The sequence below is a fragment of the Brachyspira pilosicoli genome, assembly GCF_036997485.1.
Lineage (GTDB): Bacteria > Spirochaetota > Brachyspiria > Brachyspirales > Brachyspiraceae > Brachyspira > Brachyspira pilosicoli_C.
In genome coordinates, this window is sequence record NZ_JAWLPU010000001.1 from 1 (window position 1) to 12,459 (window position 12,459).

Sequence of the window (12,459 nt, forward strand, 5' to 3'; positions counted from 1 at the left end):
AAAGTAGTAATAATTTATCGTCTCAAGCTACTCGCCTAGCTAACGCACTTCCTACGGTCGCCCTAAAGGCCTCCCTCTGGTCGGGGTCACTCCGCTACTCGCCGTAGGGGCTTTCCGCACGTCATAGCTTTGAACTACAGAATATGTAACAGTGTGCGGTTCATTATCGCATATTATGGAGCATAAGTTTTCGGAAATAGACTGCATTTATTTTTCTACTGTTTTATTTGATTTTAATTTATTGTATTTTCTCTTAGTAACATAACCATTAATAATATTACCTTCATTATCTATAGTTTGTACTTTATAATAATATTTAACCTCATCTATAATAGTTATATTATTAATAGTAGTTTGATTTATTATTTGAGAATTGGAATTAGCATTTTTTCTGACGGGCAATAAAATAGTTAAATAAAATCCAACAATTGTTGTAAAAAGAAAAATTAATATTGCAGCTATGATAGGGTTTTTATAAGCCCATTTTTTATACACATCAAATAACTTTTGTTGCCTATTAAGTAATACAACATTTTCTTTATTTATTTCATATAAATCATTTTTGAACTCTTCAATTTCATTTTTATCAATATCTTTTAAATTTACATTTTCATCTTCTTCTAACTTTAAAAATACTTTATCAATGGAGTCAGAAAAAACTTTTTTGTAATTTAATTCAGGAATATTTTTAGATAGTTCTTCATATTGTTTAAGAGCATCATGAAAACTATTAATAACATTAAAGCCCATAATCTTCTTATATTCTTTTTTATATAGTTTTTCATATTGTTTAAGAGCATCATGGAAACTATTAATAACATTAACCCCCATAATCTTCTTATATTCTTTTTTATGTAATTCCATAACATTACTAATAGCATTTGAAATTGAACATGAAGCTGATTTTAATAAATCTGAATTGACAGATTGTAAAAAATAATTTGAAATATCTGGTAAAGTTTTATTTGCTTCTTTAAGTTGTTCAGATAATGAATTTGCAATTAAATCTTTATTTTCCATTTAATCTCCATTAACAATATTTTTAACTATATAAATAAAAATAGCCAAGCCCAGAAACTGAGCTTGACTATTAAGAGAAGATATTATTTTTTATGTTTTGTAATATCTTTCAAAGTATATTTAGCACTTTTTCCATTTGATGGTGGAAATTTTTTATCTTTAACCATCGTAATTTCTAAATTACTACTATTAACTTGATACTGACCACTAACTTCGCATTTTTGACCTGTATTAAATTTTTTATTCATTTTTTATTAATTCCTTTATTCTTTAAATTTTGTTCGAGTTGAGTATGAGTTTGGTAATTTCCTTTTTCTATCTCTTTTTTTACTATATCCGCATATTTTTTAGGATATTTACCTTGCTCATACTTAATCTCATGTTTTTGTTTTTTATCTATAAATTTATCATCTCTAGCTTTGTTTTCTGCCATATTAAACTCCTTATATAGCATAATTATATAATACATTTTATACTAACTAGTATAATTTTTAGTCAAAATGTATAAAATACTAAAAAAACTAACCTTGCATATTGACATATATATGATTTATATATATAATTATATATATAAATCAGGGTGGTATTTTAATCATATAAATTCCTCCTTGAGAAAATAATATCCAATTTAAAATATTGGTAATTTCTTTTATTACGCACAATTAAAGTTTGGCGACCGTATTGTGCGTAATTTTTTATTTTACATTTCATTATACATTCTTATTAAAAAATAGCAAGTTTAAATCTCCATATTTTCGGATTTTTTTTCATAAAATTAACTTTTTTCTTCATAAAACTCCTTTTTTATTTCAAATATAAATATATTATAACATATTTTTAAAAAAATACAAGTAAAATATATTTATTATAACTTTATTATAAGTGAAACTTATAATAAATATAACCATTAATATTAATAAAAGTAAAATAAAAAATTAATTTTTTTTAGAAAAAATAAAAAAAACAAGGGAAGTAGCTCCCTTGTTTAAATAATTCGAGTTATCAAAACCTAAACTATAAAATTATCATTTTTAGTTATCACCCTCTACAATCTTAATATCACTTTCATCTAAATTATAAATTTTATAGACTAAACTATCTATTTGCCTATCTATTGCATTAATCTGCCTGTTAATCATAGTGATAGAATTAGGATTTTTCTCAGCGGACAACTTTTTGTTTAAAGTGATGATGTTGTCAACAAGCGTAACGATTTTGTCATGCATTTCCCTGTCTTGTGTATTAGACATATCTAATAATGGTATAGGTATTGATTCTAATTGATTTTTTTGTATATGGGGAAATAAGGTATCATCATTAACATAGATATTTTTAAACCAAAAATTTACTACTTTTGAATTTAAAACCGCTAACAAATAATTAATATTACTTTCATCAATTATATGAACATTATAAACTACATTAGTATTACAATAACCTACTTCATCTAAAGCAAATTCTATATTATTAGATACAAATTTTGTTACCATTTTAGGCACTTTAGTAAATATCTCTTCTCTCTTAAAAATTTTTGATTCATTTTTAAAATCTGGATGCACATAATATTCGCCCTCTGTTATAACATATCTACTAATATTTTCACCTCGTATCATTTTATATTTACTTTTTTCTTTATTAATCTTCTCATTATTAAAACCGCACTCAAAACCTCTAATAATATCACAATGTGAGCCTAATTTTGAATAATTAGATAATTCTATTTTATTAATCAAATTAATATTATTTTCTTTTAATAAAAATGGGAATAAATTAAATGGCATATTATCTACAAATTTTATGTCTATATCCTGAAAATAATTATATATACCTTTTTTAAACATTCCTACTTTTACCTTTGAATTTTTATTTGATTTAGAACATATTATTATATTAGCCTCTACTGAAGCACCTAAAAAAGGTTTTTCAGCATCAATATATCCTGTTATATGGAAATTATCTATATAAAATTTTCTTAACTCTTTAAAGTTTTCATTAGTGGCTAATCTTTTAGGAAGTATAAAACTGTATATACCATTTTCATTTAATAATTTATATGATAACTCTGTAAATAAAGAATATAAATCATATTGACCAACTGCAAGAGTAAATTTATTTTTAAAATATTCTTTAAATAAATTATTAAAATCTACAGTTCTGATACTTACATACGGCGGATTGCCTATCACTATATCAAAGCCGCCGCCTTTAAAAATATTTTTAAATTCGTCTTCCCAATCAAAACAATTTATTTTATATTGCGTCTCCTCATCAAAATCAAGCATCGACTGGCTTTCATAAAAATCATTGCCTATCAAACTGTTCCCGCACTTGATGTTGTCCTCCAATGACGGTAAAGCCCGCTCATTAAATAAATCCTGATTGTTCTGTATTGACGCTGGGCTCTCCCCCTCCAAACATTTCATTAGTAGCGATAATTTCGTTACCTCTACCGCATTGCTGTCTATGTCCACACCAAATATGTTGTTGCGTAATATCTGCTTCTTTATCCAAATTGTTAAATCCCCATTCTCCTTTATTACATCTTCTTTCACCCCCTTAAACTTCGCCCTGTCCTTTATCTTGTTGTAATATTCTATATGATAATTAAGTAAATATTTATACGCCCCAAGTAAAAAACTGCCGCTACCGCAAGCAGGGTCCAATATCTTTATATTGGCTATCTCCTCTGGCTTCTTACCCTTTATCGCCTCCCCAACCGTATTCGCTACTATATAATCTACTATATACTCTGGTGTATAATAAACCCCTCCTGCCTTACGCACCTCTGGTTTTAATTCTATCTTTGCACTATGGTTCTTACCTATAGTGATAGTTTTGCCGAGAAACTGCTCATAAGCATTCCCTATTATCTCAACCGATATCACAGAAAACTCATAAGGACTCAAAGGATAATAAAGCTCATTAATAATCTCTTTTATCACCTTATTATCAATCACAATACTGCTGCTAATACTGTCTTTAGAGAAATCAAACAGCCCGGAATTATACCTACCGTCAGCATGTTCAAAAACTCTTAAAAGATTGCTGTAAAAATTGTCATTTTTGTTTTCACAAGTTTTTTTCAAATCGCCATACTCTTCGATACCTCTGTCCTCAGCGGCCCTCAAAAATATAATTCTGTCAATAATCTGCTGCACTGCATAATTCAAATCACGTACAGATAAATCTTTGTTTAATTTAGATATATTAGAAGCGAGTTTAGTACGTAGATTGTCAAGGGTGATTAAAAAATCTATATCAACGCTTTCAGTACCTTTTTTGTTAGAAGTACCAGCAATATATTTTTCAAGGGAGCCCTGTTCAATTTTTTCTTTGTTAAGTATCTCATAAAGAAAATCGAATTTTTTTAAATAATCCTCAAAATGAATATATTCAATTCTTGCAGTAGAGGCCTTATCATTAACATTAGGTTTTCTGGTGCAATCATAAATAGCAAGTTCTTCAAAATCTGTGAGGAAACTAATCCCGAGCTTTGCACTCCAACCATACCTCCTAAGCTGGAAAGCAGGTAAACTGTCCTCTTTGAGATTAACACCTGGCTTTTTAGCCTCAACAAAGAAAACCCTATTCCCCCCAATACGAAATGCATAATCAGGAGCTTTAGTTTCTTTCCCAACTTTAACTTTATCCTCATGAATTACATCACGATAAGTTTGCGATTTCCCCGCCCTGTTAGACACATCCCAACCGAACGCCTCAAAGAACGGATCCAAAAAATCCCTTCTAGTTTCCGTTTCATTATAATTTTTATTAGTATATTGTTCTCTGTTATTTCTAAACTTAATAACAAGCTCTTCAACTTTTTTATAAACTTCATCTTTGCTATGCATAAAAATACTCCCCCAATTACTTACATAAGAAAATATTAATAAAAAAATATTGATTGTAAAAAACAATTTTGTTATTTTTACATAGTATAAGTAATTTTTTTTAATTATTCAATGAAAGAGAGAATTTTTTATATAATATTTTAAAAGATAAAAAATAACAAATATAAATGAGTATACAAAAAAAGCGAAAGATTATTTTTATCTAACCTTTCGCTTTTTAAAACCTATAAAAAATTATTATAATTTTTTTAATTCTTCCAAATTTCCTGAATCTATAATCTGTCTTTTAAACTCTTCTTCAGACAATATATTTTTGATTCCTATAATTTTACTATCATCTTTCACAGCTTCTTTTACTTTTTCTAAAAAAGCAAAAGGGCAAAATATTAAATTATATTCATCTATCTTATTGTTTTGCAAATCAGAATGTTCTATTTGAGCATCTTTTATATCAAAACTTTCTAAAACTCTTTTAATTTTTTCTACCATCATTAAACTAGTTCCAGAACCATTAGCACAAATTGCAAGCACTTTTAACATTTTTATTTATACTCCTTCTAACAAAATTATTTTTTCATTAATTCATCTACATACTTAACTATATCAAATCCAGCATTCAAAGCCTTAGCAATAGAACCTCCAGATTTATATAATATATCTCCAGCTATAAATAAGTTTTTAACAGAGCTTTCATGTTTATCATTAACTATAGGCACTCCGCTTTCATCTAACTCTATATCACACCTCTTTAAGAAATCTATTGGAGCAACTCCTCCTAAAGCATATATTACTCTGTCATAAGTATCATCAGCACCATCAGCATAATGAACTAATACTTTTCCATTACTGTCTTCTATAGATTTAATATCAACACCTAATCTTGGCTTTACTTTACCGCTCGCTATATCTTCTTTAATAGTTTCTAAGTTCTTTTCATTAGGTCTTGTAAATTCAGCCTTTCTGTAATTGATTGTAACATCATTATCCTTACCTAAAAGATAAGCATACTCAACAGCAGAGTTTCCTCCGCCAACTACTAATACTTTTTCGTTTTCTTTGCATTTGTAAATATTAAAGTTTACAACGTTGTTCAAACTAGGCGGTATATTATAATCAGGTCTATTAGGTCTTCCCATCTTACCAATAGAAGCTACAACATATTTAGCAGTATAAGTTTTATTATCAACAGTATTAACTTCTAAATATTCACCATTCTTTTTAATAGATTCAACTTCAGTATTAAACATAGCTTCAATGTAGTTTCCAAACAAACATTCACTAAATAAATCTAATACATCTCCTTTAGTTGCAGTTTCAAATTTAATGTTGCCTTTCAAATCTAAAGCTTCACCTTTATAATCTTTGTCTACTCTTTTATCATCTTTATAAAACTTTCTAATAGTAGTAGAGTGATTATCACCTTTTTCTATAAGAAGCACTTTTTTCATTTGAAGTATAGCAGCCTCAACAGCAGCAGCAATTCCGCCCGGGCCGCCTCCTACTATAATTAAATCATATATATTATCCATAATTTTACCTCCTTAAATAAAATATATATATCTTTAACATGTAAAATCAATTATTAGTATGAAATATTATAAAATAAATGTTAGAAAAGTCAAACAGTTTTATATACTAAAAAATTAAAAAGTTTTTTATTTATATCTATTATTATCACTTCCCTACAGCTATTTTATTTATACAAAATAATATATATATTTTTTGAATATGCTTTACAAAAGACTGTGTTTTTAATTAAAATAATAATATTATATAAATCTTATAAATATATAAAGATAAAATATTTATATATTGCTAAACCTGTCATAAAAATACAACTTTTACAAAGTATACACTATGAGCTAAGAAATCACTTTTAGATATATAACACTATGTAAAAGTTTAACAAATTACAAAATATAAGTTATTTAGTTATAAAATTATATATCTAGATTTTTAACATATTTAGCATTGGCCTCAATAAACTCTCTTCTCGGCTTAACTTCATCACCCATAAGCATAGAGAATAATTGGTCTGCCTTTTCAGCATCTTCTGTTAATACCTGATACATAAGTCTTGTTTCTGGGTTCATAGTAGTTTCCCATAATTGGTCAGCATTCATTTCACCCAAACCTTTATATCTTTGTATGTCGTATTTTCTATCTTTATTTTCTTCTAAGATTTTATCTCTCTGTTCATCAGTATATGCATAAACAAAATTTTTCTTATCAAAACTAATTTTGTATAGAGGAGGAACAGCTATAAATATATGTCCCAAATCTATTAAAGGACGCATATATCTAAAGAAGAAAGTTAAAAGTAAAGTTCTTATGTGTGAGCCGTCAATATCAGCATCAGCCATTATAATGATTCTTCCATATCTTATTTTAGATATATCAAAAGAAGCACCAACTCCGCATCCTAATGCTGCTATTATTGGTTTTAAGCTGTCGGTATCTATTATTTTATCGAGTCTTGCTTTTTCAACATTCAATACCTTACCTCTTAACGGTAATATAGCTTGGAAATGTCTATCTCTTCCGCCTTTAGCAGTACCGCCTGCAGAGTCTCCCTCTACAAGATATACTTCACATTTATCAACCTCTTGCTCAGAACAGTCAGCCAATTTGCCAGGCAAAGAATCGCTCTCTAAAGCATTTTTTCTTCTTGCTAAATCTCTTGCCCTTCTTGCAGCTTCTCTTGCATTTGCAGCTGATATTATTTTTTCAAGTATTGCTTTTATTACTTTTGGGTTTTGTGAGAAATAATCATTTAAACCTTCAACTACAAGTTTTTCTGTAACAGCACGAACTTCAGTATTACCCAATTTAGTTTTTGTTTGACCTTCAAATTGAGGATTAGGTATTTTTACAGATACTACAGCAACTAAACCTTCTCTTGTGTCTTCGCCCATAAATGTTATTTTATTCTTTTTGTCTAATTCAAGCTTTTTAGCAAAATCTGTATAAACTCTTGTTAAGGCTGTTCTAAATCCTACTAAATGCGTACCGCCTTCTGTAGTGTTTATGTTGTTACAGTATGTGAATATATTTTCATTATAGGCATCAACATATTGCATTGCTACTTCTACATCTGTTTTATCTTCTGTTTTATGCAAATATATTGGTTTATCATGCAATGTTTTTTTGTTTTCATTAAGGTGGGTGATAAACATTTCTATACCGCCCTCATAATAAAACTCATTGCTTACAGGTTTTGACTCTCTTTTATCTATGAGTGTTATTCTTATTCCTCTGTTTAAGAAAGCTAATTCTCTTAATCTATTAGCAAGTATTTTATAATCATAAACAGTTGTTTCAAATATTTCAGGGTCTGGAGTAAATGTTACTTTTGTTCCTGTTTTATTTGATTTACCTACTTCTTTTACAGGCTCTTCTGGTATTCCTCTATGATATACTTGTCTGTAGAGTTTACCGTCTTTGCTTACCTCAGCAATAAGCTCTGTACTTAAAGCATTAACTACAGATACACCAACACCATGCAAACCGCCTGATACTTTATAAGTTTCATTGTCAAATTTACCACCAGCATGAAGTTTAGTCATAACAACTTCTAAAGCAGATATTTTGAGCTTCGGATGCATATCAACAGGTATTCCTCTTCCATCATCTTCTACTTCTATTATATTATCTTTTTTTATTGTAACTATTATATTTTTACAGAAGCCTGCCATAGCTTCATCTATACTATTGTCAACTACCTCGTATACCAAATGATGCAAACCTTGAGAACCAGTAGAACCTATATACATACCTGGGCGTTTTCTAACAGGGTCTAATCCTTCTAACACCTGAATATTTTTCGAACTATATGTCTTTTCTCCAGTAGCCATTATATAATATCCTTTTCAATACTTAATTAAATTTTAATTGATATATTATACACCTATTTTAATATAATTACAATTAGGAAATGTTAGAGAGTTCTAATTATTTGAGTATTTAGTGTATGGGTTCAACGGCAATTTTTATGCAATTATCCTCTTTTTTATCAAATATCTCATAGCCTCTTAATATATTATCTAGTTTTATAGTATGAGTGATGAGAAAATCAGTATTTAACTTGCCTTGAGATATTAGCTGTAAGATTTCATCACTATGAACAGCATCAACACCGCCTGTTTTGAATATCAAGTTTTTTCCATACATTATATTTAACGGAAGTATCTGAGGCTTTTCATACATTGCAACTAATGCTACAACAGAATTAGGCCTTGCAATTCTCCAAGCTAAGTCGAATGTATTTTCTCCTCCTGCTGCCTCTATTGTGCCGTCAGAAAGTTTTCCAGCATTTATATCTTTTATATATTCTTCTATATTGCTAACTTTATTAGGATTAATAAAAAAGTCTGCTAAATTGTTTGTTTTTGCGATGTTTAATCTATCTTCATTTATATCTATTGCTATAATTTTTTTTGCTCCAAAAGCCCTCGCACTCATCATAGCACAAAGCCCCACTGGTCCAGCACCTATTACAGCAACAGTATCATTATTTTTTATATCGCAAAGCTCAGCACCAAAATATCCGCTTGCCAAAATATCTCCTACAAATAATGCATTTTTGTATGTAACATTTTGAGGAATTATATTTAATGACATATCAGCAAAAGGCACTCTCACATATTCAGCCTGACAGCCATTAATGCGGCAGCCTATCTCCCAGCCTCCTTTTTCGCAGTTGTTTATAAAGCCATTTTTGCAATAAAAACATTCTCCGCAAAAAGTTATGCAGTTGGCAGATACTCTGTCTCCTTTCTTTAACTTTCTTACATCGCTTCCAACTTCTACTACTTCGCCCACAAATTCATGCCCAAGCACTATATTTTTATTTGCTCTCGGTACTTGACCATTTATTATATGAAAGTCGCTTGTGCATATACTTGATAATTGTACTTTTACTATAGCGTCTTTACTGTCTATAATCTTTGGATTTTCTATTTCCTTTAATTCTATTTTTTTATCTCCAATATAAACTAAAGCTTTCATTTTTATTCCTAAAGTTTTTAATAGTTATAATAAGTATATACTAAAAAATTATATTTTGTAAAAAATATTAAGCTAAAACATTTGCACTTTTTGCAACTTTTTGTGGCGGGAAAAAGTTGAATAAAAATAAGAACATAAATTATAGTTGTTTAATAGATACTAAAAAAATTTTATTTTTTTTATTATTTGCGGGGACTAGTCCCCGCACCCCCAGTTCTTTTGCCGACGCTCTGCGTGCCTGCGGCAAGGCACCTACTCGGTATTGGTATAAAAGAACCTTATATCCTTCAGATACGCTTCGCGAAGAACTGCATTTTTATTATAAATTTCATAATTTAATTGTACATTAAAAGGCACTCCCCGCACGACTAAGAAGTTATAATTAAAGCATAGCATTACCGTGCGGCAAGGTGGTACAGCTCGTACGCGGAAAAAAGTTGAATAAAAAAATTATAAAAAAATTATAAAAAAATATAAATATAATTGTATAGATATATCAACATTTATTTTTTGACAAACTTTTTATTTTTTATATAATTATAAAACTTATAATTATGAATAATCAAGTTAAAGAATATATTTCAGAAAAATTAAAACGCCTGCCTACAAAATCTGGCGTATACTTTATGAAAGATAAAGACGCTAATATTATATATATAGGCAAAGCGAAATCATTAAAAAAAAGAGTATCTTCCTATTTTATAGGGAACAATAAAGATGCAAAAACAACTGCATTAGTAGAACATATTAGAGATATTGATTATATAGTTACAAAAAATGAAGTAGAGGCATTAATTCTTGAAGCAGAGATGATAAGAAAGCATAAGCCTCATTATAATATACTTCTTAAAGACCAAAAATCTTTCCCTTTTATAGCAATTACAAACGAACATTTTCCAAGAGTGATAAAAGCAAGAAATGTAATAGACAAAGAAAATGCTAAAAAATATAAAAAATATTATGGACCTTATGTTGCTGCTGAGAGGGCAGAAAAAATAGTAAAGTTTATAATAGATAATTTTAAGCTTAGAAGGTGCAAATATGATTTTCCTCTAAAACGTAAAATAAGACCTTGCCTTTATTATCATATAGGTAAATGCACCGCTCCTTGTGCTGATTTGATTGACGAGAAAGAATATGATAAAGATATTGATAATGCTATTATGCTTCTTGAGGGGAATGTTGATGAGCTTGTTGCTAAAATGAAGCAGGATATGTTTGTATTTGCAGAGAAGTTAGAGTTTGAGAGGGCAAAAGATTTAAGAGATAAAATTGACTTACTTAAATCTATCACAGTTGAACAGAGCATATATGTACCAGAGAGTGATGATATAGATATTATAGGAGCTTATGGACAAAATGGAGATTACACTATTGTTGTACTTTCTGTAAAAGGCGGTAAGCTTGTAGATAGAAAAACTTTTGCTATGCAAGACAAAAATATTGATGAGGATTCTAATAAATCAAGATATAGTGAAGTGATTTCTGCATTTATTACTCAATATTATACTCATAATAATTTAATACCCGCTTCAATAGCTACAGATTTTGTAATTAAAGATTTTGATGTTGTAAAGGATTATTTAAAAGAGATATCTGGAAGAGATGTTGAAATAAAACTTGATAACACAAAGAAAGGATTAATATCCATAGCCAACGAAAATGCAAGACATTTATTTAAAGAGAGAGCATTGATTAGAGAAGTGCCTATTGGTATTACAAGGCTTCAAGAAATATTTAAACTTAAAAAAGCTCCTTCTATAATAGAATCTTTCGATATAGCACATATTCAAGGAAGCTATACTATGGCTGGAATGGTGAGATTTGTTAATGGTGTTTCTGACAATAAAAACTATAGAATATTTAATATGAAAACTGTTACAGGCATAGATGACTTTGCTTCTATAAAAGAGGCAGTATATAGAAGATACAAAAGGCTTAAAGAAGAGAACTCTACATTTCCAGATTTAATACTTATAGATGGAGGAAGAGGTCAGCTTAATTCTGCAATAGAAGCTTTAAAAGAATTAGACATAAAAAATCAGCCTATAATGGCACTTGCTAAAAAGTTTGAAGAGATATATTTACCAAATAGAGAAACCCCTGTTCAATTAAATGATAATGAGCCTGCAAGGTTGTTTTTACAAAAGGTGAGAGATGAAACGCATAGATGGGTTAATACTAGTCATGGAAAAAAGAGAAGCAGAGAGATGGTAAAAAGCGAACTTGAAAAAATAGAAGGTTTGGGTAAAAAGGGCATAGAAAAACTTTATTCCCATTTTATCAATATAGACAATATAAAAAATGCTTCATTAGATAATATAGCCAATATACCGGGAATAAGTTATAAGGTGGCAAATAATATTTATAACTATTTCCACAAATAAAATAACTCGCTTAATCATTTATTTAATAAAATTATTAATTATTATATCTCTATTAATTAAATAAAAAATCATAGCTAAAATATATGGATACTATTTTTAATAGCAGTTTTAAATATATAAAATATATAAAAACTTTTTTAATAAAGTTATTTTTTTTAGTATAGACTAAATATAATTATTAATTTATAATATAA

At 28.5% G+C, this 12,459-nt stretch carries 9 protein-coding genes; 1 reads left to right on the forward strand and 8 read right to left on the reverse strand.

What is annotated here, in order from left to right:
* Positions 1–207: 207 nt before the first annotated feature.
* From R4I97_RS00005 to R4I97_RS00040, 8 genes are all read right to left on the reverse strand, one after another.
* The gene (locus tag R4I97_RS00005) at positions 208–1,020 is read right to left on the reverse strand and encodes a hypothetical protein (protein ID WP_335783121.1); all 813 of its coding nucleotides are present in this window, start codon (positions 1,018–1,020) and stop codon (positions 208–210) included.
* Between the two features lie 83 nt (positions 1,021–1,103).
* On the reverse strand, positions 1,104–1,268 hold the full coding sequence (locus tag R4I97_RS00010; protein WP_335783122.1) for a hypothetical protein: 165 nt from the start codon (positions 1,266–1,268) through the stop codon (positions 1,104–1,106).
* A complete protein-coding gene (locus R4I97_RS00015; protein ID WP_335783123.1) occupies positions 1,265–1,453 on the reverse strand; it encodes a hypothetical protein in 189 nt (62 codons plus the stop codon). The genes R4I97_RS00010 and R4I97_RS00015 overlap by 4 nt, the downstream gene beginning before the upstream one ends.
* Positions 1,454–2,051: 598 nt before the next feature.
* On the reverse strand, positions 2,052–4,871 hold the full coding sequence (locus R4I97_RS00020) for an Eco57I restriction-modification methylase domain-containing protein (RefSeq protein WP_335783124.1): 2,820 nt from the start codon (positions 4,869–4,871) through the stop codon (positions 2,052–2,054).
* A gap of 237 nt (positions 4,872–5,108) precedes the next feature.
* Positions 5,109–5,411: a PTS sugar transporter subunit IIB gene (locus R4I97_RS00025; protein ID WP_335783125.1), complete on the reverse strand. Its 303-nt coding sequence runs from the start codon at positions 5,409–5,411 to the stop codon at positions 5,109–5,111.
* A gap of 26 nt (positions 5,412–5,437) precedes the next feature.
* A complete protein-coding gene (locus R4I97_RS00030; RefSeq protein WP_335783126.1) occupies positions 5,438–6,400 on the reverse strand; it encodes an NAD(P)-binding domain-containing protein in 963 nt (320 codons plus the stop codon).
* Positions 6,401–6,811: 411 nt separating this feature from the next.
* Positions 6,812–8,725, reverse strand: a complete 1,914-nt coding sequence (gene gyrB, locus R4I97_RS00035; protein ID WP_335762887.1) for a DNA topoisomerase (ATP-hydrolyzing) subunit B — start codon at positions 8,723–8,725, stop codon at positions 6,812–6,814.
* A 109-nt stretch (positions 8,726–8,834) separates the two neighbouring features.
* Entirely contained in the window at positions 8,835–9,878 is a 1,044-nt protein-coding gene (locus R4I97_RS00040; RefSeq protein WP_335783127.1) for an alcohol dehydrogenase, read from the reverse strand.
* A 554-nt stretch (positions 9,879–10,432) separates the two neighbouring features.
* Here R4I97_RS00040 and uvrC point away from each other — a divergent pair.
* Positions 10,433–12,265 carry an excinuclease ABC subunit UvrC gene (uvrC, locus tag R4I97_RS00045; RefSeq protein WP_335783128.1) on the forward strand — a complete coding sequence of 611 codons (1,833 nt, stop codon included), beginning with the start codon at positions 10,433–10,435 and terminating at the stop codon, positions 12,263–12,265.
* The last annotated feature ends 194 nt before the right edge of the window (positions 12,266–12,459 follow it).